This is a genomic window from Paraburkholderia strydomiana, assembly GCF_046030495.1.
Taxonomy (GTDB): domain Bacteria; phylum Pseudomonadota; class Gammaproteobacteria; order Burkholderiales; family Burkholderiaceae; genus Paraburkholderia; species Paraburkholderia strydomiana_A.
The window spans coordinates 331,275-354,994 of record NZ_JAQQCJ010000004.1 but is presented as its reverse complement, the minus strand read 5'-3'; the positions used below and the strand labels follow the sequence as shown (position 1 = coordinate 354,994).

The window sequence follows — 23,720 nt, the reverse complement described above, 5'->3', positions numbered from 1 at the left end:
GACCCGGACCTTCACGTTGTAATCGACCACTCTCTTGACTGGCACCAGGATTTTCATGCACACGCTCCAAAGTTACGAATACGTCAACCCAACGAACATTATAGCGACTGCCCTCGGGGCAGCCTTTTGTCGCGGGCGCTTTAGCAGAAGGATATCGCTCCTCAGCGGCGTGACGGCAATAACGAACGATCGTTCTATTTTAATCTCGAAAAAACCCGGGCGGCAACCCCGGGTTTCAACTTACGCCTCTAATTCGTCATGGCCGCCGTCTCTTGCCCGATGTCCAGGCCGTTGGCTCACCAGGCGGTGATCACCGACCCACCGAACTTGTTGTCGACAAACTGCTTCACTTCCGGCGAATGGTACGCCGCGACCAATTTGGCGACCCACGGCTTGTTCCGGTCGGCTTCGCGAATTGCGATGATGTTCACGTAGGGGCCCTTCGGATCTTCGACAGCAATCGCGTCCTGCTTCGGCTTCAGGCCGGCTTCCATCGCGAAGTTCGTGTTGATGGCGGCCGCATCGACGTCGTTCAGCGAGCGCGGGATTTGCGCGGCGTCGAGTTCGACGATCTTCAACTTCTTCGGATTCTCGACGATGTCGAGCGGCGTCGCCTTCAGGCCCGCATCGGCGCGCAGCTTCAGCAGCCCCTGCTTCTGCAGCAGCAACAGTGCCCGGCCGCCGTTGGTCGGATCGTTCGGCACGGCGATCTTCGCGCCCGGCTGCAGTTCGGCGAGCGTCTTCACCTTCTTCGAATAGATCCCCATCGGGTAGGTGACCGTGTCCGCGATGCGGATCAGTTTGTAGCCGCGATCCTTCACCTGCGCCTGCAAGTACGGGTCGTGCTGGTAGCTGTTCGCGTCCAGATCGCCGCCGGCGAGCGCCGCGTTCGGCTGCACGTAGTCGGAGAATTCGATGACCTTGATATTGAGGCCGTTCTTCGCCGCGACCGTCTTTACGACTTCCATGATCTGCGCGTGCGGGCCGCCCGTGACGCCGACCTTGATGCTGTCTTCGGCGTGGGCCGCGGTGGCGAACAGCGACGCGGCGGCGAACGCGCCGGCGAGCTGGAGAATGAAACGACGTTGCATGATGGACCTTTCCGACTCTGTTGGCGGGTTCCGATGACCCGTATTTATTTATGGCTCAAACGACGCACGAGCCAATCCCCGAATGACTGCACCAGCTGTACGAACACGATCAGGATCACCACGACCGTCAGCATCACCTCCGGCAGGAAACGCTGATAGCCGTAGCGAATACCGAGGTCACCGAGACCGCCGCCGCCGATCGCGCCGGCCATCGCCGAATAACCGACCAGCGACACGAACGTGATCGTCAAGCCGGCGACCACGCCCGGCAGCGATTCCGGCAGCAACACCTTGAACACGATCTGGCCGGTGGTCGCGCCCATCGCCTGGGCCGCTTCGATCAGCCCGCGATCGACCTCGCGCAGCGCGGTCTCGACCAGCCGCGCGATGAACGGCGCGGCGGCGATCGTCAACGGCACGACCGCTGCCGCCGTCCCGATCGACGACCCCACGACGAGGCGCGTGAACGGAATCACCGCGACCAGCAGGATGATGAACGGCGTCGAGCGGACCGCATTGACGATCACGCCCATCACACGATTCACCGCGACGTTTTCCAGCACGCCCTGGCGGTCCGTCAGATACAGCAGCACGCCGAGCGGCAACCCCACCAATGCGCCGACCAGTCCGGAAATGCCCACCATCACGAGCGTTTCCCAGAACGACTGGACGAACATATCGAACATTTCACTCAACATGCGAAAGCTCCTCCACCACCACACCCTGTTCACGCAGATACGTCAGCGCCTGCGCCACCTTCGTCGGTTCGCCGCCCGCGAGCACCGCGAGCGAGCCGAACGCCTGCCCCTGGATCTCGTCGATCTGGCCGTGCAGGATGTTGAAGTCGAGTTCGTAGCGGCGAATCGTTTCCGACAGGATCGGCTGATCGACGCCGGAGCCCGTGAACGCGAGCCGCAACAGGTGGCCGCTGCCGGTCTTCAGGCGCTCTGCGACACGCGCCTTCATCGCCGGCGGCAGCTCCTGCGCGATCACGTCGCCGATCAGCGCGCGCGTCACTTCATGACGCGGCTGCAGGAACACGTCGATCACCTTGCCCTCTTCGACCACGCGGCCCGCGTCCAGCACCGCGACGCGGTCGCAGACCTGCTTGATCACGTCCATCTGGTGCGTGATCAGCACGATCGTCAGGTTCAGTTCGCGATTGATGCGCTTGAGCAGGTCGAGAATCGCGCGCGTGGTTTCGGGGTCGAGCGCGGAGGTGGCCTCGTCCGAGAGCAGGACTTTCGGCTTGCTCGCCAGTGCGCGCGCGATGCCCACGCGCTGCTTCTGCCCGCCGCTGATCTGCGCCGGATAGCGGTCCTTCTGCGCCGACAGGCCGACCAGTTCGAGCAGCGGCAGCACGTTCGCTTCGATCTCGTCGCGCTTCATGCCGGCGAGTTCGAGCGGCAACGCGACGTTTTCGTACACGGTGCGCGACGACAGCAGATTGAAGTGCTGGAAGATCATGCCGATCTCGCGGCGCGCCTCGCGCAACTGCGCGGCGGGCAGCGTGGTCAGATCGCGGCCGTCGACGACGATATTGCCTTCGGACGGGCGCGTGAGCAGGTTGATGGTGCGCACGAGCGTACTTTTGCCCGCGCCGCTGCGGCCGATGATGCCGAACACCTCGCCCGCCGGAATCGACAGATTGACGTTGTGCAGCGCCTCGACCCAGCCCCGGGGCCCGGCGAACCGCTGGGAAATGTTGCGTATTTCGATCATGGAAAAACGAAACGGCGGACTCTGTCACCGAGCGTTGTGCGCTCCCGACAAGCGGCCGCCGTTGCTTTTATTGGGATTTGAGCCCGCAATTCTACCGCAGCGCCGACATTTCCTTTAATAATCAATTACGATCTTTTCATAACCTGTGAGCATTAGAGGGGCGTGCGACATGCAATGCTCGCGTGCCGGGCGTCGCTGCGATTATGATCGGGCGAACCAGAAACAGGACAAGTCGCAGCCATGGAAACATCCGAAAATAACAACGTGCGCGCGAGCGGCGGCAAGCAGAACGTCGACGGGCCGCAGCGCTCGTCGGTCACGACCGCCGACGGCGTCGCACTGCCGTTGTACCGCTGGCCGGCCAGCGGTACGCTGCGCGCTACCGTCGCGCTGTTGCACGGGCTGGCCGAGCACGCCGGCCGCTACGCCGCACTGGCTGGGCGACTCAACGCGGCCGGTATCGAACTGGTCGCGATCGACTTGCGCGGCCACGGACACGCGCCCGGCAAGCGGGTCTCCGTCAAGCGTTTCGACGACTATCTGCTCGACGCACAGGCCCTGCTCGACGCCGCCGCGCAAAGCTGCGCGCCGCTCTTTCTGATGGGCCACAGCATGGGCGGCGCGATAGCCGCGCTGTACGCGATCGAACGGCTCGAAGCGAGCGGCCGGCGGCTGAGCGGTCTGATTCTGTCGAGCCCCGCGCTCGCGCCGGGACGCGACGTGCCGCGCTGGATGCTTGCGCTGAGCCAGGTGATCAGCCGCGTCTACCCAGGTTTCCCGGCGATGAAGATCGACGCCGCGCTGCTGTCGCGCCTTCAGCCGGTGGTGAACGCCAACCTCAATGATCCGCTCGTGCATCACGGGGCGATTCCGGCGCGCACCGGCGCGGAACTGTTGCTGGCGATGGCGCGGATCGAACGTGGCCGTGCGGCCTTGCGCATGCCGCTGCTGGTGTACCACGGCACCGCCGACAAACTCACCGAGCCCGAAGGCAGCCGCGCGTTCGGCCAGCACGCGGGTTCGCCGGACAAGACGCTCACGCTGCACGAAGGCAGCTATCACGAGACGATGAACGATCTCGATCGCGACCGGGTGATCGGGGCGCTGATCGATTGGATCGAGAAGCGGGCGGTGGGGCGTTGAACGTGTGATGCTGTGGGGCGAACGAAGCGCGAGGCTTTCTCGCCGGCCGCCGGTTACCGCTCGCAGACGGCCGGCTGTGAGGCGCCGCCAACCTGCGGCGCACCGCCGGCCACAACAGTTACAGCCATCCTTTGCGCCCGCCTAACGCTTCCAGTCCGGCGCGCGCTTGTCGATGAACGCCTGCACGCCTTCGAGCGCCGAGTCGTCCATCATGTTGCAGGCCATCGTCTGGCCGGCAAGCTGGTAAGCCGCCTCGATACCCATTTCGAGCTGGCGATAGAAAAGCCCCTTGCCGGCGCTCACCGCCTCGACCGGTTTCGCGCAGATCGTCGCGGCAAGCCGCGCGAGTTCCGCGTCGAGCGCGTCGGCGGGAACCACCCGGTTCACGAGGCCTTGCTGCTTCGCTTCGGCGGCATCGATGAAATCGCCGGTGAGCAGCATATCAAGCGCCGCCTTGCGCGACAGGTTGCGCGAGAGCGGCACCGAAGGCGTCGCGCAGAACAGCCCCAGGTTCACGCCAGACACGGCGAAACGCGCGGAATCCGCCGCGACCGCCAGATCGCACATCGCCACCAGCTGGCAGCCGGCCGCCGTGGCAACGCCCTGCACGCGCGCGATGACCGGTTGCGGCATACGCTGGATCGTCATCATCAGCTTCGTGCACCGGGCGAACAGCCGCTGGTAATAAGCCAGCGACGGCGCCGCGCGCATTTCCTTCAGATCATGTCCCGCGCAGAACGCACGCCCCGCGCCCGCGATGACGACCACGCGAGCATCTGACCGAGCGATCCGCGTCAACGCATGCTGCATCTCATCGAGCAAAGCCTCGGAGAGCGCGTTGAACGCGTCGGGCCGGTTCATCGTCAACAGCACGACGCCCGGCACCCGATACGCATCGTGTTCGATCTCGATCAGTGAAGCGCTGCTCGCCTCCGCGTTCATGGCTCGCTCCTCATTGCGTTGAGTGGTTGCCGCCGGTGGCACGGCGGGCGGTTCAGATGCCGGCCAGCGAGCGCACGTGCGCAACCACGCTGCGCCCAAGCGCCGACAGGTTGTACCCGCCCTCGAGACAACTGACGATGCGCCCGCGCGCATGGCGTTTCGCGATCTCGCGCATCTGATCGGTGATCCACGCGTAGTCGTCTTCGACGAGGCCCATGTTGCCGAGATCGTCCTCGCGATGCGCGTCGAAGCCCGCCGAGATGAACAGCATCTCCGGCTTGAATTCATGCAGGCGCGGCAGCCACAGCATGTCCACCGCCTCGCGCACTTCCATGCCCTTCGAGCGTGCGGGCATCGGCACGTTGCACATGTTGGACGCCTGGTTGTCGGCGCCGGTGAACGGATAGAACGGATGCTGGAAGATGCTGCACATCAGCACGCGCGGGTCGCCCGAGAAAGCCGCTTCGGTGCCGTTGCCGTGATGCACGTCGAAGTCGATGATCGCGACGCGCTGCAGCCCGTGCACGTCGAGCGCATGACGTGCGGCGATCGCGACGTTATTGAAGAAGCAGAAGCCCATCGCGCGCGCCGGCTCCGCATGATGGCCGGGCGGACGCACGCTGCAGAAGGCATTGTCGTAACGGCCTTCGATCACCGCGTCGGTCGCGGCCACCGCGGCGCCCGCCGCGCGTAACGCGGCTTGCAACGTGTGGGGGTTCATCGTCGTATCGGGATCGATCTCGGCGATGCCTTCGACGGGCGACCGGCTGCGGATGTAGTCGACGTGCGCTTGCGTATGCACGCGCAGCAGCGCGGCTTCGTCCGCGAGCGGCGCGGACTCGCGCTCGATCAGCGAGTCGATGCGGCTCGCGATCAACTGATCTTCGATGGCCTGCAGGCGCGCGGGACATTCGGGATGCCATTGCCCCATGTCGTGCAGCAGACAGTCGGCGTGAGAATAAAGACCTGTTGCCATGATTTTCTTCTGCGACGCAACGCCTTCGCGGCGCGCGTAGCGTGTCTCCTTCCAGAGGCGCACCCTCGCGGCGCGCCGACATTCGTCAAGTTACCACACGATGCCGCTGTGACGAGTTCGACACGGTTTTGCAGAAGGCGTCGGGTATACTGCCCCGAACCTTTTTCCCCTGTCTCCCGCACACTGCACCCCTTGCTCACTATGACCGTCAAGCTTGCTCTGTCTGCACGAAACCGGCTTCATCTCGGCGCGTTGGCCGCCTCATTGTCCGTCGCATCGTGCTTGGTCATGGCAACCAGTCCGGCGCTCGCGCAAGGCGTCGGCAAGAAACAGCCAGTGCTGATCGCGCAAGGCCAGCCGCAACCGTCTGTGCCGCAAGGGCAAACGTTTGAAGAAGAGATCATCCCGCAGCGCTACGCGAACAATGCGAATGTCGACGCGTTCATCAACGACATGGTCGCGCGCTACGACTTCGACGAGTCCGCGCTGCACGCGCTGTTCGCCGGCGTCAGCTATTCGGCGACTGCGGTCAAGCTGGTCACGCCGTCGCCGTCACCGGCAGTGAAGAACTGGCGCGTGTATCAGTCGCGCTTTCTCGACCCGGTTCGCATCAACGCCGGTGTGCGCTTCTGGCGCGAGAACCAGGCCACGCTGCAACGCGCGTATGAAGAGTTCGGTGTGCCGCCGGAAGTGATCGTCGGCATCATCGGCGTGGAAACAATTTACGGCCGCTACATGGGCAACTTCCGCGTGCTCGACGCGCTGACCACGCTCAGCTTCGACTACCCGAACACCGCCAATCGCGGCGACCGTCAGGCCACCTTCCGCAAGAATCTCGAAGACTATCTGGTGTGGACTCGCGACGCGCAGATCGACCCGACCACGGTGCTCGGCTCGTACACCGGCGCGATCGGCATTCCGCAGTTCCTGCCAAGCAGCATCACGCAATACGCGGTGGACTACGACGGCAACAAGCACATCGATCTGCGCACGAGCCCGGCGGACGCGATCGGCAGCGTGGCGAACTATCTGCGTCAGAACGGCTGGGAAAGCGGCCGGCCCGTGGTGTGGCGGATCGGCTCGGACGCCGGCAGCCTGGGCGTCGCGCAAGCGGCCGCCGACGGCCAGCCGGAGCCGCACTGGCCGCTCGAACAGTTACTGCGCGCCGGGCTGCTGCTGAACGAACCGGGCGTGGACGTCGCCGCGGAAGCCGGAACGCCGGTGACGATGGTCGACCTGCCGTCGCCGGGACGCGGTACCGAGTTCAAGCTGGGACTGAAGAATTTCTACGTGCTGACGCGCTATAACCGTAGCTTCTTTTATGCGCTGGCGGTGTATCAGTTGGGCCAGAAGGTCAAAGCGCAGATGGAGGCAGGCAACGCGGCGAACGGCGCCAATGGCGCGGCGGCGCCGAATGGCAATTCGCAATAGAGCGAACGTGACGCGCATGCTCCATGCGCCCCACACCAACAGACGTAAAAAAAGCGCCGGCTCGACCGGCGCTTTTTCATAGGCGGGCGTGACGACGCACGCTTAAGCGGGAAAGACCCCGGTGGACAGATACCGGTCGCCGCGATCGCAGACGATGAACACGATCGTCGCATTCTCGACCTGGCGCGCGATACGCAGCGCGACCTCGCATGCGCCGCCCGACGAAATACCGGCGAAGATGCCTTCGACCGATGCCATCCGGCGTGCCATCGCTTCCGCGGCGGCCTGGCTCACGTTCTCGACGCGATCCACGCGGCTGCGGTCGAAAATTTTCGGCAGATAGGCTTCCGGCCATTTGCGAATACCCGGAATGCGTGAGCCTTCCTCCGGCTGCGCGCCGATGATCTCGATCGCCTGATTCTGCGTCTTCAGATAAGTGGACACGCCCATGATCGTGCCGGTCGTGCCCATCGACGAGACGAAATGCGTGATGCGCCCTTCGGTGTCGCGCCAGATTTCCGGGCCCGTGCCCTCGATGTGCGAAGCCGGATTGTCCGGATTCGCGAACTGGTCGAGGATGATGCCCTTGCCTTCGCGCTGCATCTGCTCGGCCAGATCGCGCGCGTACTCCATGCCGCCGGTGACGGGTGTCAGAACGATCTGCGCGCCATACGCCGCCATGCTCTGACGGCGCTCCACCGACAGGTCTTCCGGCATGATCAGCACCATCTTGTAGCCACGGATCGCCGCCGCCATCGCGAGCGCGATGCCGGTGTTGCCGCTCGTCGATTCGATCAGCGTGTCGCCCGGCTTGATGCGCCCGCGCGCTTCCGCTTTCTTGATCATCGACAGCGCCGGACGATCCTTCACCGACCCCGCGGGATTGTTGCCCTCGAGTTTCGCAAGCACCACGTTATTGCGGCTGCGGATTTCGTCGTCGGGGAGCCGGACGAGTTGCACGAGCGGCGTATTGCCGATCGTATCTTCAATCGTTTTGTAAGCCATATCGGTTCTGGTGCTGTCGATGCGCGGAGTCTTCAATCCATCGATTCTAAACCACCGTGCCCGCAGCTGCCGTGCGGCCCTTCTGCCGGCATGGGTGCAACGCGCTCATCGCGCGCGTCCGCCATGCCATTGCGACGCGCAAAAAGCCCGGTGTGAGCCGTGCACCCACCACGCAAAAAGCCCGCGGCTGAGAACCGCGGGAGCCAGTCATCTGCATGACAGCTGAAGGAGTGTTCGTTTCACTCCGACCATGAAGGGGGCGACGGCCGCGGGCTATGCGCGCAGTGGAGCAACCGCGCGCACAGCCCGCGTCGGCTTATTTCTTCACCACCACTGCGGGGTTGCTTTTGGACGCGTCGGCCGGAGCGGCCGCGCCTTTGGTCTGTGCAGCCGCCGCAACCTGCGTGTTAGCAGCCGCGCCAGCCGGACCGACAGCGAGACCCTCCGCCTGCAGGCGCTCGATGGTATGCCCGCCCATGCCTTTGACGCGCTTGCCGAGATCGGCCGGGTCCTTGAACGGACCATGCGCTGCACGCTCGTCGAGAATGGCCTTCGCTTTGGCAGGACCGATGCCTTTGATGCCGCGCAGCGCATCCTCGTTAGCCGTGTTGACATCGACCGCCGCATACGCGTGGCCGAATGCGGCGAGCATGGCCGCGGTAACCAGAATTTTTCGAAACATATGGAACCTCCCTCGTACAACCGGTTGGCGACCATCACCAACCGGGGAGATTCCAGTTTAAAGAGGGATCCGAATTATTTACACCTGGCCGAACAGCCAACGTACGTAACGATCGACACCTTCCTGCACGCTCAGGAACGGCGCGTCGTAGCCAGCCGCGCGCAGCTTCGACTGGTCGGCCTGCGTGAAGCACTGGTACTTGCCGCGCAGCGCATCGGGAAACGGAATGTACTCGATCAGCCCGCGCTGCACCTGATCCGCCAGCGACAGCGCCGGTTCGTTGTTCAGCGCGCGCAGCGTGTTGACCACGGTGCTCGCGATGTCGTTGAACGGTTGCGCACGGCCACTGCCGAGATTGAAGATGCCCGATTTGTCCGGATTGTCGAAAAAGAACAGATTGACCTTCACCACGTCTTCGACGGAAACGAAGTCGCGCGTCTGCTCGCCGGCCGCATAGCCGTTGTATTCGCCGAACAGCTTGACCTTGCCTTCGGCGCGGAACTGGTTGAAGTTGTGAAACGCGACCGACGCCATGCGCGCCTTATGCGTTTCGCGCGGCCCGTACACGTTGAAGTAACGGAAGCCCGCAATCTGGCTCTTCGCGGTGGGCAGCACGCGGCGGATCACCTGATCGAACAGGAATTTCGAATAGCCGTACACGTTCAGCGGCTGCTCGACTTCCCGCTCTTCGACGAAGCGGCTCGACCCGCCGTACGTCGCCGCCGACGACGCATACAGAAACTGGATGTTCTGCGCGAGGCAGACATCGAGCACGTCCCGGCTGTAGCGGAAGTTGTTGTCCATCATGTAGCGGCCGTCGGTCTCCATCGTGTCCGAGCAGGCGCCTTCGTGGAAAATCGCGCGCACCTTGCCGAAGTCGCCGCGCTTGAAGCGCTCGACGAATTCGGTCTTGTCGAGATAGTCGTCGATTTCGCAGTCGACCAGATTCTTGAACTTGTCGGCGCGCGTGAGATTGTCGACGGCGATGATGCGCTGTTCGCCGCGCTCGTTGAGCGCCTTCACGAGATTGCTGCCGATGAAACCGGCCGCGCCGGTGACGATGAGAGTCATGATGATCCTGCGGTAATGAGCCTTGCGTGGGACTGGAGCTGAGCGCTAAAGCGCCCACTCCAATCGACAGCTTTGCATGGGACTTCGGTTGACGCCCCGCGGGTTCTTTTTCACGCTGCGCGACGGCGCGTGACGAAAGACCCGGCGGGCCGCATCAATGAAAGAGTTCGTCGTAGTCGACGGTGGCGGTGCCGAGTTTGCCGACCACGATGCCCGCCGCGCGATTCGCGAGGCCGACCGCGTCGACCAGCGTGAGACCCGCACCCAGCATGGCGGCGAGCGTGGCGATCACGGTGTCGCCTGCACCCGAGACATCATACACTTCGCGTGCGACGGCCGAAGTGTGCAGGACGCCGTCATCGGAGAAGAGCGTCATGCCCTCTTCCGAGCGCGTCAGCAACAGCGCCTTGAACGCCAGTTCGGCGCGCAGCTTCGTCACGCGCGCGAGCAGATCCTCCTCGGACTTCCACTGACCGACGACTTCGCGCAACTCGGCGCGATTCGGCGTGATCAGCGTCGCGCCGCGATAGCGTTCCCAGTCGTCGCCCTTCGGATCGACCAGCACCGGCTTGCCCGCCGCGTGGGCCTTCGCGATCATCTGCGTGACATGGGTCAGGCCGCCCTTCGCGTAATCCGACATCAGGATCACATCGTGCGACGGCAGCAACTCGTCGAAACGCGCGAGGCTCGCGAGCAGCACTTCGTGCGCCGGCAAGTTTTCGAAGTCGACGCGCAGCAACTGCTGCTGCCGCGACAGCACGCGCAGCTTGATCGTGGTGAGCAGCGCCGGATCGCGTTCAAGATACGGCGTCACGCCGCTTTCGCCGAGCAACTGCACGATGCGCTCGCCGGGTTCGTCATGGCCGACCACGCACAGCAGGCCCGCTTGCGCGCCGAGCGCGACCGCATTGCGCGCGACGTTCGCCGCGCCGCCCAGACGGTCTTCCTGGCGCTGCACGTGCACCACCGGCACCGGCGCTTCAGGCGAGATGCGGTTCACGTCGCCGAACCAGTAACGGTCGAGCATCACGTCGCCGACCACCAGCACGCGCGCCGCGCCGAGCTGCGCGCGCGGCACGACCGTGAGCTGCGCCGCCGGCGTGGACGCAGGGGCTCCCGGCATGGCCTCAGGCATCGGCCGGAAGTTCAGTGGGTTGGGCATAAGGGCGTCCAATCGAGTGATAGTCGATGCCGAGTTCGGTCATCGCGTCCGGTTCGTACAGATTGCGGCCGTCGAAAATCTGCGGCGACTTCAGCACCGATTTCAGGTGCACGAAATCCGGACTCTTGAATTCCTTCCATTCGGTCACGATCACGAGCGCGTCGGCGCCGGTGAGCGTTTCGTCCTGCGTGCTCGTGAAGGTCAGACGCGCGAGCTGCTCGGGCGCATCGTGCAGATCGAGCTCGAATACGCGGCGCGCTTCAGTCACCGCGACCGGGTCGTACGCGCGCACCTGGGCGCCGCGCGCCAGCAGTTCAGCGACCACGCGACGGCTCGGCGCTTCGCGCATGTCGTCGGTGTTCGGCTTGAATGCGAGGCCCCAGAGGGCGAACGTGCGGCCGCTCAGATCGTCGCCGAGCCTGGCGGTGATCTTCTGAACCAGCACGTCCTTCTGCTTGTAGTTCACTTCCTCGACCGCTTCGAGAATGCGCAGATTGTGGCCACTCTCGCTGGCGGCGCGAATCAGCGCCTGCACGTCCTTCGGGAAGCACGAGCCGCCATAGCCACAACCGGCATACAGGAAGTGATAGCCGATGCGCGGGTCCGAGCCAATGCCGCGGCGCACCGCTTCGATATCCGCGCCAACGCGGTCCGCCAGATTCGACATTTCGTTCATGAACGAAATGCGCGTGGCGAGCATCGCGTTGGCCGCGTATTTGGTGAATTCGGCCGAGCGCACGTCCATGTGCAGCGTGCGCTCGTGATTGCGGTTGAACGGCGCGTACAGACGCTTCATCAGTTCGCGTGCGCGCTGGCCGGCTTCGTCTTCGTCGCTGCCGATCACGATGCGGTCGGGCCGCATGAAGTCGTCGACCGCCGCGCCTTCCTTCAGGAACTCGGGGTTGGAGACCACCGAAAAGCGATGCTGTTCGCTGTCCGCGAGTCCGCGTTTGGCGAGTTCTTCCGCGATGACCGCGCGCACCCGCTGCGCGGTGCCGACCGGCACCGTCGATTTGTCGACGATCACCTTGAAGCCGTTCATCGTGCGGCCGATGTTGCGGGCCGCCTCGAGCACGTATTGCAGATCGGCCGAGCCGTCTTCGTCAGGCGGCGTGCCGACCGCGATGAACTGCACGTCACCGTGCGCCACGCTGGCCTCGACATCCGTGGAGAACGTGATGCGGCGCGCCGCACGCGTGCGGGCGATCATCTCCTGCAAACCCGGCTCGTGAATCGGCACGCCGCCGTTATTGAGGATTTCGATCTTGCGCGGATCGACGTCGAGACAGAAAACGTCGTGTCCGATCTCAGCGAGACACGCGCCAGTGACGAGGCCGACATAGCCCGTGCCAATAATGGTGATTTTCATACGCTTTCCGGTAGAGGGTTCCGGTGATGATTGCCGGTCATGAGGCCGGCGACGAACTCGCTGCAAAATCCGCCCGCGCCGGTGCTGCCGCCATACGCGGGGGGCGGCGGCCGTGCGGTTAAAGCCGCGGCGGCCGCCATGGTGTCAGCTCGACGCGACAATCGGTTCAACACGACGCGGCGCATAGGTTTCCCATCCGCTGCAACCCGGGCACTGCCAATAGAAAAGCCGCGCCCTGAAGCCGCAATTCTGGCACGTATAGCGTGGCAGATTCTTGGTGCGCTGACGGATCAGTGTACGCATCAGTTCGAGTTCGCTGCGCCGCGGTTCTTCCGCGACGGCCTGCTGCGCCTCCAGCAAGCGCGTCATGCCAGCCAGGTTCGGCGACTTCTGCATTTGCGAACGCGCCAGCGCGTGCGCCGCATCGGGACCGCGCAGAGACGCGACGTGCTGATAGGCCACGTCGAGCAGATCGTTGGTCGGATGCCGGTCCACCCAGGCGGTCAGCAGATCGGCGCCTTCCTGCGGACGGCCGAGCGCCTCATAGGCCTTCATCACCTTTTCCGCGACCAGCGGCAGATAGGCCGGATTCTGCTCCTCGACGCGCCGCCATTGCTCGATGGCCGCGGCCTGCTCCCCGCCGGCCACGTCGACGTCGCCGAACAGGATCGTTGCGCGCACGTTGGTCGGGTTCGCCTTCAGCGCGAAGCCGAGTTGGCGGCGGGCCTCGTCCGGATTTTGCTGCTGCAGCGCTTCCTGCGCGAGCTCGCAATGGAACTGCGCGATTTCCTTGCCGAGCGATTCGGCGCCCATCGTTTCCAGATGGCGCGCGGTGTCGATCGACTTGACCCAGTCTTTCTCGATCTCGTAGATGGTGAGGAGCGCTCGTTGCGCGCCTAGTGCGTAGTCGCCGGTTTCGAGCGACCGGAAAGTTTCCTCGGCGCGATCGAGCAGGCCCGCTTTCAGGAAGTCCTGGCCCAGTTCGTAAAGCGCGTGGTCGCGCTCGCTGACCGGCAGGTCGGCGCGGCTCAACAGATTTTGATGCACGCGAATCGCGCGGTCCGTTTCGCCACGGCGCCGGAACAGGTTCCCGAGCGCGAAATGCAGCTCGATCGTTTCAGGGTCGAGCTTGACCACTTCGATGAACGCATCGATCGCCTGGTCAGGCTGCTCGTTGAGCAGAAAGTTCAGGCCGCGGAAGTACGAGCGCGGCAGGTTGGCGCTTTCGGACAGCAGCGTCTTGAGGTCGTAACGCGCAGCCATCCAGCCGAACGCGAAAGCGACGGGTATGACGAGCAGCCACCAGAAGTCTAGATCCATGCGATTAATGCAAATGTGCGGGAAAGCGGGAACGGAAAGCCGCGCTCAACCTTGCGCGGCGGAGGGAAATTCAAATCAGCGGCGGCAGGGGCGGCTGCTCGACCACCGCCGGCGTTTCGCGCGCCACGCGCAACTCGCGCTTGAGCCGGCCATTTTCCATGCGCAGGCGCACCGTAGCAGGCATCGCCGACACCAGCCCGGCCACCAGCCCCACCACGAAGAACGCGAGACCGATCAGGATCAAGGGCGCCGACCACATGTAGCCAGCGAGGAAATTCAACGTAGCAGGTTGTGTGTTGGAGAGCGCCAGCACCAGCAGCAGCACGAACACCAGCACACGGATCAACCAGACGATAAATTTCATGAATATGTCTCTTGACGGCAGTTGCGGAGTGACGCCGGCCTGATGACGCGTCGCGCCAGGATATTGCCCGCGCCGAAGTGACCCGTATTGTAATTGAAGCCCTCGTGGCTGGGCAGGAAGTGGCGGATTGCGGGCTTACGTGAGGTTTGTTTATCTTGCTCTTGTCGCAAATGGGGATTGGGACGTGCGGGCGGGCGTGGCAGGGTGGCGAGCGACGGGCACGCGCGAACCCGGCTCGGGGTGGCTTGGCTTAGCGCGGCGCGGCAAAGCAGTTGCGACAATGCGGCTCGAAAATCTATGGGCGAAAAAAAAGCGCCCAAAGGCGCTTTTTCTGGTCTTTTGCCAACTGGCTTTGGCCGCTGACGCTAGCAATGCCACGCTGCAAAACGCGCAGCGAAGCATTTACAGGTCGTCATCCGGCTCTTCGGCCTTCAACGGCTCGCCCGCGCGACGATCTACCCGCTCACGCAACTCCTTGCCCGGCTTGAAGTGCGGTACGTACTTCTCAGGTACCAGCACCTTCTCGCCCGACTTCGGATTGCGTCCGACGCGGGAAGGACGGCGGTTGAGGCCGAAGCTGCCGAAGCCGCGAATTTCGATACGATGACCGTTGGCAAGCGCCTCCGACATCGCATCGAGCATCGTCTTCACCGCGAAATCCGCATCTTTGAGTACAAGTTGCGGAAATCGCGTAGCCAGCTGGGCGACCAATTCCGATTTGGTCATACTGCAGCAGACCTCTCAGGCTTACTGGTTCTGGCCGTCGAGCTTGGCCTTCAGCAGCGCGCCGAGGTTCGTCGTGCCGGTAGCTGCCGCACTCGAATCCGACGAAGCCAAACCACGGATGGCTTCCTGTTGCTCAGCCGAATCCTTGGCCTTGATCGACAGGTTGATGCCACGCGACTTGCGATCGATGTTGATGATCATCGCGTTGACCTTGTCGCCTTCCTTCAGCACGTTGCGAGCATCTTCCACGCGGTCTTGTGCGATTTCCGAAGCGCGCAGGTAGCCTTCGACTTCAGCCGACAGCTGAACCACTGCACCCTTCGCGTCCACCGTCTTGACCACGCCGTCGACGATCGAACCCTTGTCGTTCATTGCAACGAAGTTGCTGAACGGGTCGCCTTCGAGCTGCTTGATGCCCAGCGAAATGCGTTCCTTCTCGACGTCGATGCCGAGAACAATCGCTTCCACTTCGTCGCCTTTCTTGTACTTGCGAACTGCTTCTTCGCCCGTTTCGCTCCACGACAGGTCCGACAAGTGAACCAGACCGTCGATACCGCCCGGCAGACCGATGAAGACGCCGAAGTCGGTAATCGACTTGATTGCGCCTTGCAGCTTGTCGCCCTTCTTGAAGTTGCGGCTGAAGTCGTCCCACGGATTCGGCTTGCACTGCTTCATGCCGAGGCTGATACGGCGGCGGTCTTCGTCGATTTCGAGAACCATGACTTCGACTTCGTCGCCCAGCTGCACAACCTTCGACGGTGCAACGTTCTTGTTCGTCCAGTCCATTTCCGACACGTGGACGAGGCCTTCGATGCCCGATTCCACTTCGACGAATGCGCCGTAGTCGGTGATGTTGGTGACCTTACCGAACAGGCGCGTGCCCGACGGGTAACGGCGCGAGATGCCTTCCCACGGATCGTCGCCCAGTTGCTTGATGCCCAGCGAAACGCGGTTCTTCTCCTGGTCGAACTTGAGGATCTTCGCGGTGACTTCCTGGCCAACCGACAGCACTTCGCTCGGGTGACGCACACGACGCCATGCGATGTCGGTGATGTGCAGCAGGCCGTCGATACCGCCGAGGTCCACGAACGCGCCGTAGTCGGTGATGTTCTTGACCACGCCTTCCACGATCGCGCCTTCCTTCAGCGTTTCGAGCAGCTTTGCGCGCTCTTCGCCCTGGGTTGCTTCGATCACGGCACGGCGCGACAGCACGACGTTGTTACGCTTGCGGTCGAGCTTGATGACGCGGAATTCCAGCGTCTTGCCTTCGTACGGAGTCGTGTCCTTGACCGGACGCGTATCGACCAGCGAACCCGGCAGGAACGCGCGGATGCCGTTGACCATCACGGTCATGCCGCCCTTGACCTTGCCCGTGATTGTGCCGGTCACGAGTTCGTTGTTGTCGAGCGCTTTTTCCAGCGACAGCCACGAAGCCAGACGCTTCGCCTTGTCGCGCGACAGGATCGTGTCGCCATAGCCGTTTTCCAGCGCGTCGATCGCGACGGAAACGAAGTCGCCCGCCTGCACTTCTACCTCGCCCGCGTCGTTCAGGAACTCTTCGAGCGGGATGTAGGCTTCGGACTTGAGACCAGCGTTGACGACCACGAAGTTGTGGTCAACACGCACGACTTCGGCGGAGATCACTTCGCCGGCGCGCATGTCTTGCTTGGTCAGCGACTCTTCGAACAGAGCCGCAAAAGATTCGGTATTCGGGGTAGAGGTTTGCAGGTCGGACATAAAAATCAAAATTTGCATGGTTCTCGCGGTGCCCGGCTGGCCGGACGGTCAGCAACTTCGGCAAGAAAGCGAATGCCACGCGGGGTTAAAGGGTTAATACAACGCTTCACGACAATCGCGAAGCACCTACTGACAACGGACTTCTACTGCGCCCACGGCCGACTCGAAACACCGCTCCTGAATCAGCCATGCGGGACTATAGCTTCATACCATTGCACCACTTGTTCGACCGCCTGGTCGACCGACAATGCGGAGGTATCAAGCAGCTTTGCATCCGCTGCGGGCTTGAGTGGCGCGGCTGTGCGCTGACTGTCACGCTCGTCGCGCTCACGCAAATCCCGAAGCAAGTCATCCATATTAGCAGAAAATCCTTTTTGGATCAATTGCTTATGCCGCCGCGCCGCGCGGGCCTCGACACTGGCGGTCATGAACACCTTCAGCACGGCGTCCTGGAAGATCACGGTGCCCATGTCGCGGCCGTCGGCAACCAGCCCCGGCTCCTTACGAAAAGCCCGTTGACGCGCCACCAGCGCGGCTCGCACGGGCGCGTGCACGGCGATCGCCGACGCGCGGCTGCCGACTTCCTCGGCGCGAATTTCGGCCGATACGTCGACGCCGTCGAGCTGCGCCAGCCCCTCGCGGAAGGTGATATGCAGGTCGTCGATCAGTTTGACAAGGGCGTCGGCATCGTCCGGCGCGATGCCATAGCGCAGGCTGGCCAGCGCGGCAAGCCGGTACAACGCGCCGCTATCCAGCAAGTGAAAGCCTAGGCTCGCGGCAACTAGCGCGGCCACGGTGCCTTTGCCAGAGGCACTCGGGCCGTCGATCGTAATGACGGGCGTCTGGTGAAAGGGACGGGTCGGTTTCATCGAAAAAGTCGCACGTCAGTCGATTCGGGGTCGAATCAGGGTTGAGCGAGCGCGGTGAAGCGCTCGAAATAATCGGGAAATGTCTTGCCGACGCACTTCGGATCGTTGATGCGGATCGGCACACCGCCGAGGCTCACCAGCGAGAAGCACATGGCCATCCGGTGGTCGTCGTAGGTGTCGATGGAAGCGTTAGGAATCAGTTTCTCCGGCGGCGTGACGACGAGGAAATCCTCACCCTCCTGCACCTTCGCACCGACCTTGCGCAACTCGGTCGCCATCGCGGCGATCCGGTCGGTTTCCTTCACGCGCCAGCTGGCAATGTTGCGCAGCGTGGTCGTGCCGTCCGCGAACAGCGCGGCGACGGCGATCGTCATGGCCGCGTCGGGGATCAGGTTGAAGTCCATGTCGATCGGATCGAGCTTGCCGTGATCGTTGCCGACGCCGCGCACTTCGATCCAGTCGTCGCCCATCTGCAGGTTCGCGCCCATCTTGATAAGCGCATCGGCAAAGCCGACATCACCCTGGATGCTCGCGCGGCCCACGCCTTCCACTTTCAGCGGCCCGCCGCCGAGCGCGCCGGCCGCGAGGAAATAAGATGCGGACGATGCGTCGCCCTCGACCATGATCGTGCCCGGCGACTGGTAGCGCTGCCCCGACGGCACGACGAACTGGTGCCAGCCGTGACGCTCTACCTCGATGCCGAAGCGCGCCATCAGCTTGATCGTGATCTCGATGTACGGCTTCGAGATCAGTTCGCCGTCCACCTGCACGGTGGTCACGCCGCTTTCGGTGCGCAACAGCGGCAGCGTCATCAGCAGCGAGGTCAGGAACTGGCTCGACACGTCGCCGCGCACGCGGATCGGGGCGTCGGCGGTGATCTGCGCCGGGCGAATCCGCAGCGGCGGATAGCCTTCGTTCTCTTCGTAGTCGATCTTCGCGCCGATCTGGCGCAAGCCGTCGACCAGATCGCCGATCGGCCGCTCGTGCATGCGCGGCACGCCGTGAATCCGGTAGTCGCCGCCATTTACGGCCAACGCCGCGGTCAGCGGACGCACCGCCGTGCCCGCATTGCCGAGAAACAGGTCGGCCTGGCGCGCGGTGAACGCACCACGCGTGCCGGTCACGACGCAGGCGTCGCCATCGCGCTTCAGACGCACGCCGAGCTTTTCGAGCGCATCGAGCATCACGCGGGTGTCGTCGGAGTCGAGCAGGTTCGTGATCGTCGTTTCGCCTTCGGCGAGCGCCGCGAGCAGCAACACCCGGTTCGAAATGCTCTTCGAACCGGGCAGACGAACCGTGCCGGACGCACGAGAAAATGGTCCGAGATCGAGGAATTCCATGATTGAGTCCAGTTTCCGGTTATTTCGACGCGTCGCTTTGGGCCGTGCCCGCCGCGCGCTGTTCCTGCCATTCGGTGCGGGCGACTCGCGAGCGCGCGAATACGGCTTCGAGCGCGGCGCCGTCGGCGGCGTCGATCGCCGCGCGCAGGCGCGCGAGCACTGCGGTGTACGCGTCGAGTTCGTCGAGCAGCGCGACGCGATTGGCGACGCACACGTCGCGCCACATTTCCGGGCTCGACGCGGCGATACGCGTGAAGTCACGGAAGCCGCCCGCCGCGAACGAGAATTTCAACGCGGCGTCGGGTGAATTGAGAATCTGCTCAACCAGGGCGAACGACAGCACGTGCGGCAAATGGCTGACCGACGCGAACACGCGGTCGTGTTGCGCGGGCGTCATTTCGCGCACGAGAGCGCCGGTGGCGCGCCACATCGCCGCGACCCGCTCGACCGCCTGCGGCGCATTCTCTGGCAGCGGACACAGCACGACGTTGCGGTTCACATACAGATCGGGCAAGGCGGCATCGACGCCGCTCGACTCGCGGCCGGCAATCGGATGCCCCGGCACGAATTGGCCGATCCGCGCGCCAAGCGCCGCGCGAGCCGCATCGACCACGTCCGACTTGGTGCTGCCCGCATCCGTGATGATCGTGCTCGCGTCGAGATACGGCGCGATGCGTTCGAGCAACGGCAGCGTCTGCGCGACGGGCGCCGCCAGCAGCACGAAGTCGGCACCGGACAGCGCTTCACGCAGCGCGGCTTCGTCGCTCAACGCCGCGGCGCCGTCGACCACGCCCAAGGCCAAAGCGCGCTCGCTCGACGCGGACGAACGCCCGACGCCGATCACCTTGCGCGCCCCCTCGGTCTCGCCGCGTTCACGCAGCGCGCGCGCGAGCGACCCGCCGATCAGCCCGACACCGAAAATCACCAGCTTGTCAAAAGAAAACGCGGCCACGTCGGTCACAGGAAAAGCGCGCCAGTCATGCCGATCAAGTTTGCCGAGCAGGCGCGCGGGTCAAGGAGTACCGCTTACGCGGTGGCGAGCGTCTTTTCGAGCGCCGCGAGGAATGCTTCGTTTTCTTCCGGCAGGCCAATAGTAATGCGCAGCCATTGCGGCAAACCGTAGTTGCCGACCGGACGCACGATCACGCCCTGCTTCAGCAATTCGAGGTTGACGCGGTTGCCGGCCGCGTCGTCGCTGCCGACGCGCACCAGCACGAAGTTGCCGTCCGACGGCACGTACTCGAGTCCGAGCTTGTCGAACGCTTCGGTCAAACGGCGATAGCCTTGCGCGTTCAGCGCCGCGCTCTTCTCGAGAAACGCCTTGTCGTTCAACGCGGCGATGGCCGCGGCTTGCGCCAGCGTATTCACGTTGAACGGCTGACGCAGACGGTTCAGCAGATCGGTCAATTCAGGCTGGGCAATCGCGAAGCCGACGCGCAGGCCGGCGAGGCCGAAGGCCTTCGAGAACGTGCGCGACACCAGCAGATTCGGATAACGGCGCACCCATGCGATCGAGTCGTAACGCTTGTCCTGCGGCAAATATTCCGTGTACGCCTCGTCGAGCACCACGGCAACATGGCGCGGCACCTTATCGAGAAACGCCTCGAGCTTCGGACCTTCGATAAAGGTGCCGGTCGGATTGTTCGGATTGGCGACGAAGACGAGGCGCGTATCGTCGGTGATCGCGGCGAGCATCGCGTCGAGGTCATGACCGTACTTGACGGCCGGCACGACGATCGCGCGCGCGCCCACGCCTTGCGTGGCGAGCGCGTAGACCGCGAACGAATACTGCGCGAAGACGATCGACTGCCCCTTCTCGACGAACGCGTGCGCGGCGATTTCGAGGATGTCGTTGCTGCCGTTGCCAAGCGTGACCCAGTCGACCGGCACGTCGTAGCGCTCGCTCAGCGCGGCCTTCAGTTCGAAACCGTTCGCGTCCGGATAGCGCCCGAGTTCGCTGGCGGCTTGCGCCATCGCGCGTTGCGCCGACTCCGGCATGCCGAGCGGATTCTCGTTCGATGCGAGCTTCACGATGGTCGCTTCGTCCAGCCCGAACTCGCGGGCCACTTCCGAAATCGGCTTGCCGGCGATGTAAGGCGCGATCGCGCGCACGTAGGAGGGGCCGAAAGACGCTGTCATGAATATCTCCGAACGACGATGTGTAATTGAATGTGCGACTGGGCGGCCTGATGCCGCCCGAGTCTCATTGCTTGCGTTCCGTTGCCGGCTTGCCGTCAGCGGGCGCGCGGATACGAACCGAGTATCTTCAGAAACGCGGCTTTTTCGCCGAGTTCGGTCAGCGCGGCGGCAACCGCCGGGTCGTCGCGATGGCCTTCGACGTCGATGTAGAAGTAGTACTCCCACGTGCCGACGCGCGCCGGACGCGATTCGAAGCGGGTCATCGACACGCTATGGCGCGCGAGCGGCTCCAGCAGCTTGACCATCGCACCCGGCTCGTTCACGACCGACACGATCAGCGAAGTCTGGTCGTAACCGCTCGGGCCGGCCGGCTGCTTGCCGATCATGACGAAGCGCGTGCGGTTGTGCGGGTCGTCCTGAATCAGCGCGTTCACCACCAGCAGACCGTAATGGGTCGCGGCACGATCGCCGGCGATGGCCGCGACGCTCGGATCTTCCGCCGCCATCCGCGCGGCTTCCGCATTGCTCGACACCGCCTGGCGCTCCAGATGCGGCGCGTTCGTCGACAACCAGCGCTGGCACTGGGCGAGCGCCTGCGCATGCGCGCACACGCGCTTCACGCCCGTGAGGCCGCCGTTCAGCGTCAACAGATTGTGGTGAATCGGCAAGGCCAGTTCGCCGCCGATCGTCAATTGCGTCTGCAGCAACAGGTCGAGCGTGCGCGACACCGCACCTTCGGTCGAATTTTCAACCGGCACCACGCCGAATTCTGCCGCGCCCGCCTCGACGGAGCGGAACACTTCGTCGATCGAGGGGCACGGCAGGCCTTCGATCGACTGACCGAAGTACTCGTGCATCGCCTGTTCGCTATAGGTGCCGACCGGCCCGAGGTACGCGGCCTTGATGGTCTTTTCGAGCGCGCGGCTTGCCGCCATGATCTCGCGCCAGATCGCGCTGATGTGCTCGCTCGCGAGCGGCCCCTCGCTCATGTCCTGCAACCGCGCGATCACCTGCTGCTCGCGTTCGGGGCGAAACACCGGCGCGTTGAAATGCTTCTTGACCTCGCCCACTTCGAGCGCCACCGCGGCGCGCTGGTTGAGCAGTGCGATCAACTGCGCGTCGAGCGCGTCGATGCGATCGCGCAGGGGTTTGAGTCGGGTATTGAGTTCGTCGTCCATTGCGTGAAAACGGTCCTGCCGGGTAACTGCTGGAAAGGATGCGCGCGCCTGCGAGTCAATGACTCAGGCGTTGCGCTGTTCGAATTCCTTCATGTATTCGACAAGCGCTTTGACGCCTTCGAGCGGGACGGCGTTATAAATCGACGCCCGCATGCCGCCGACGGACTTGTGGCCCTTTAGCTGCACCATTCCCCGCGCTTTCGCGCCGGCCAGGAAATCGTCGTTGCGCGACTCGTCGGCGAGGAAGAACGGTATGTTCATCCGCGAGCGCGAGCCCCGCTCGACCTTGTTCAGATAGAAGCCGCTCGAGTCGATTGCGTCGTACAGCAGCTTCGACTTCTCGAGATTGCGCGCTTCCATTGCGGCAAGGCCGCCCTGCTTCTTCAACCACCTGAACACCAGCCCGGCAATGTAGATCGCGTAGGTGGGCGGCGTGTTGTACATCGAATTGTTCTCGGCGACGGTCTTCCATTCGAAGGCCGACGGGCAGATTGCCTGCGCGCGATCCAGCATGTCCTCGCGCACGATCACCACCGTCACCCCGGCCATGCCGATATTCTTCTGCGCGCCGCCGAACAGCACGCCGTACTTGGCGATGTCCATCGGGCGCGACAGGATGTGCGACGACGCGTCAGCGACGAGGGGAATATCGCCGAGGTCGGGAATCTCGAAAGTCTCGACACCGTGGATGGTTTCGTTCGTGCACAGGTGCACGTATGCCGGATCATCCGACAACTGCCACTCCGAGCGCGCCGGTGCGCGTGTAAAGCCGTCCGCCGTCTGGCCAGTAGCGGCCAGATGTACGGTGCCGTACTTCTGCGCTTCCTTGAACGATTTCTGCGACCACGAACCGGTGATGACGAAATCCGCCCGAGGCTTCCCGCCCATCAGATTCATCGGCACGATGGCGTTCTCGCCCAGACCGCCGCCCTGCAGGAACAGGATGCGATGACTCGCCGGCACCGCGAGCAGCTCGCGCAAGTCGGTGAGCGCTTCCTCGTGGATCGACATGAATTCTTTGCCGCGATGGCTCATTTCCATCACGCTCATGCCACTGCCTTGCCAATCGAGCATCTCGTCGGCGGCCTGGCGCAGCACTTCTTCGGGCATGGCTGCCGGGCCGGCTGAGAAATTAAAGACGCGCATCGTGAAATCCTGGAAGCGGGCGCGAAAAAAGAAAGATCGCGCAAAAATCGGCGAAGGTGGCAACCGGGTAGGCAGCCACGGTGAAACGGGCCACGCGAATTCGACGGCTTGGGTTCACTGGCGAGAACGGGCCAAAGCGAATGCCACAATGAATCCGCCGGGATTCTGCGCCAAAAAAAGATAATGGCCGTCTGCGCGTGTGCGCAAACGGCCATTATCGCATTGTCAACGCCAACCCGCCAAACCCGGCGCGCCGTACAACCTATGAGGCGCGCTTACCCGGCGGCGGCTCGCGCGACTTCAGCGC

Annotated in this window: 22 protein-coding genes; 2 read left to right on the top strand and 20 right to left on the bottom strand. The window is 63.7% G+C overall.

Annotation, left to right across the window (positions count from 1 at the left end; translation table 11 throughout):
• Positions 1–296: 296 nt before the first annotated feature.
• From PQQ53_RS08535 to PQQ53_RS08525, 3 genes are read right to left on the bottom strand one after another with little or no spacing between them, the layout of a single operon-like run.
• The gene (locus PQQ53_RS08535; protein ID WP_408140921.1) at positions 297–1,091 is read right to left on the bottom strand and encodes a MetQ/NlpA family ABC transporter substrate-binding protein; all 795 of its coding nucleotides are present in this window, start codon (positions 1,089–1,091) and stop codon (positions 297–299) included.
• 44 nt (positions 1,092–1,135) lie between these two features.
• Entirely contained in the window at positions 1,136–1,789 is a 654-nt protein-coding gene (locus tag PQQ53_RS08530) for a methionine ABC transporter permease (RefSeq protein WP_121315372.1), read from the bottom strand.
• Positions 1,779–2,813: a methionine ABC transporter ATP-binding protein gene (locus tag PQQ53_RS08525; protein ID WP_408140919.1), complete on the bottom strand. Its 1,035-nt coding sequence runs from the start codon at positions 2,811–2,813 to the stop codon at positions 1,779–1,781. Before PQQ53_RS08525 ends, PQQ53_RS08530 begins: the two co-directional genes overlap by 11 nt.
• Positions 2,814–3,053: 240 nt before the next feature.
• Between PQQ53_RS08525 and PQQ53_RS08520 the strand changes: the two genes are divergently transcribed.
• Positions 3,054–3,956, top strand: a complete 903-nt coding sequence (locus tag PQQ53_RS08520) for an alpha/beta hydrolase (RefSeq protein WP_408140917.1) — start codon at positions 3,054–3,056, stop codon at positions 3,954–3,956.
• A 141-nt stretch (positions 3,957–4,097) separates the two neighbouring features.
• Here PQQ53_RS08520 and PQQ53_RS08515 read toward each other — a convergent pair whose 3' ends face one another.
• A complete protein-coding gene (locus tag PQQ53_RS08515) occupies positions 4,098–4,898 on the bottom strand; it encodes an enoyl-CoA hydratase (protein ID WP_408323652.1) in 801 nt (266 codons plus the stop codon).
• Between the two features lie 52 nt (positions 4,899–4,950).
• Positions 4,951–5,874 carry a histone deacetylase family protein gene (locus tag PQQ53_RS08510; RefSeq protein WP_408140913.1) on the bottom strand — a complete coding sequence of 308 codons (924 nt, stop codon included), beginning with the start codon at positions 5,872–5,874 and terminating at the stop codon, positions 4,951–4,953.
• Positions 5,875–6,156: 282 nt separating this feature from the next.
• Between PQQ53_RS08510 and mltB the strand changes: the two genes are divergently transcribed.
• Positions 6,157–7,305, top strand: a complete 1,149-nt coding sequence (mltB, locus tag PQQ53_RS08505) for a lytic murein transglycosylase B (protein WP_408323651.1) — start codon at positions 6,157–6,159, stop codon at positions 7,303–7,305.
• 102 nt (positions 7,306–7,407) lie between these two features.
• Here the strand turns inward: mltB and cysM are convergent, their stop codons facing one another.
• The 15 genes from cysM to serC all read right to left on the bottom strand — a co-directional run bounded on the left by cysM (position 7,408) and on the right by serC (position 23,413).
• Positions 7,408–8,310, bottom strand: coding sequence for a cysteine synthase CysM (gene cysM, locus PQQ53_RS08500; RefSeq protein ID WP_168663612.1), 903 nt, complete (start codon positions 8,308–8,310; stop codon positions 7,408–7,410).
• A gap of 316 nt (positions 8,311–8,626) precedes the next feature.
• Positions 8,627–8,992 carry a ComEA family DNA-binding protein gene (locus PQQ53_RS08495; RefSeq protein ID WP_408140909.1) on the bottom strand — a complete coding sequence of 122 codons (366 nt, stop codon included), beginning with the start codon at positions 8,990–8,992 and terminating at the stop codon, positions 8,627–8,629.
• A gap of 78 nt (positions 8,993–9,070) precedes the next feature.
• Positions 9,071–10,063, bottom strand: coding sequence for an ADP-glyceromanno-heptose 6-epimerase (gene rfaD, locus PQQ53_RS08490; protein ID WP_408140907.1), 993 nt, complete (start codon positions 10,061–10,063; stop codon positions 9,071–9,073).
• 154 nt (positions 10,064–10,217) lie between these two features.
• Entirely contained in the window at positions 10,218–11,225 is a 1,008-nt protein-coding gene (gene rfaE1 / locus PQQ53_RS08485; RefSeq protein ID WP_408323650.1) for a D-glycero-beta-D-manno-heptose-7-phosphate kinase, read from the bottom strand.
• Positions 11,191–12,594, bottom strand: coding sequence for a UDP-glucose dehydrogenase family protein (locus tag PQQ53_RS08480; RefSeq protein ID WP_408140904.1), 1,404 nt, complete (start codon positions 12,592–12,594; stop codon positions 11,191–11,193). Before PQQ53_RS08480 ends, rfaE1 begins: the two co-directional genes overlap by 35 nt.
• Before the next feature lie 144 nt (positions 12,595–12,738).
• Positions 12,739–13,914 (bottom strand): lipopolysaccharide assembly protein LapB, encoded by a 1,176-nt coding sequence (lapB, locus tag PQQ53_RS08475; RefSeq protein ID WP_408140902.1) that lies wholly within the window; start codon positions 13,912–13,914, stop codon positions 12,739–12,741.
• A gap of 70 nt (positions 13,915–13,984) precedes the next feature.
• Complete coding sequence (locus PQQ53_RS08470) at positions 13,985–14,278, bottom strand: LapA family protein (protein ID WP_408140900.1); 294 nt, start codon at positions 14,276–14,278, stop codon at positions 13,985–13,987.
• 402 nt (positions 14,279–14,680) lie between these two features.
• Positions 14,681–15,004 (bottom strand): integration host factor subunit beta, encoded by a 324-nt coding sequence (locus PQQ53_RS08465; RefSeq protein ID WP_007180889.1) that lies wholly within the window; start codon positions 15,002–15,004, stop codon positions 14,681–14,683.
• A gap of 21 nt (positions 15,005–15,025) precedes the next feature.
• Positions 15,026–16,759 carry a 30S ribosomal protein S1 gene (rpsA, locus tag PQQ53_RS08460; protein WP_121315383.1) on the bottom strand — a complete coding sequence of 578 codons (1,734 nt, stop codon included), beginning with the start codon at positions 16,757–16,759 and terminating at the stop codon, positions 15,026–15,028.
• Positions 16,760–16,923: 164 nt separating this feature from the next.
• A complete protein-coding gene (gene cmk / locus PQQ53_RS08455) occupies positions 16,924–17,610 on the bottom strand; it encodes a (d)CMP kinase (RefSeq protein WP_408140899.1) in 687 nt (228 codons plus the stop codon).
• 35 nt (positions 17,611–17,645) lie between these two features.
• Entirely contained in the window at positions 17,646–18,950 is a 1,305-nt protein-coding gene (aroA, locus tag PQQ53_RS08450; protein ID WP_408140897.1) for a 3-phosphoshikimate 1-carboxyvinyltransferase, read from the bottom strand.
• Positions 18,951–18,969: 19 nt separating this feature from the next.
• Entirely contained in the window at positions 18,970–19,911 is a 942-nt protein-coding gene (locus PQQ53_RS08445) for a prephenate dehydrogenase (protein ID WP_408152525.1), read from the bottom strand.
• A gap of 65 nt (positions 19,912–19,976) precedes the next feature.
• Positions 19,977–21,089 (bottom strand): histidinol-phosphate transaminase, encoded by a 1,113-nt coding sequence (gene hisC / locus PQQ53_RS08440; RefSeq protein ID WP_408140893.1) that lies wholly within the window; start codon positions 21,087–21,089, stop codon positions 19,977–19,979.
• 95 nt (positions 21,090–21,184) lie between these two features.
• Positions 21,185–22,267, bottom strand: coding sequence for a prephenate dehydratase (gene pheA / locus PQQ53_RS08435; protein ID WP_121315388.1), 1,083 nt, complete (start codon positions 22,265–22,267; stop codon positions 21,185–21,187).
• A gap of 63 nt (positions 22,268–22,330) precedes the next feature.
• Positions 22,331–23,413 carry a 3-phosphoserine/phosphohydroxythreonine transaminase gene (serC, locus tag PQQ53_RS08430; protein ID WP_408323649.1) on the bottom strand — a complete coding sequence of 361 codons (1,083 nt, stop codon included), beginning with the start codon at positions 23,411–23,413 and terminating at the stop codon, positions 22,331–22,333.
• Positions 23,414–23,720 lie beyond the last annotated feature (307 nt).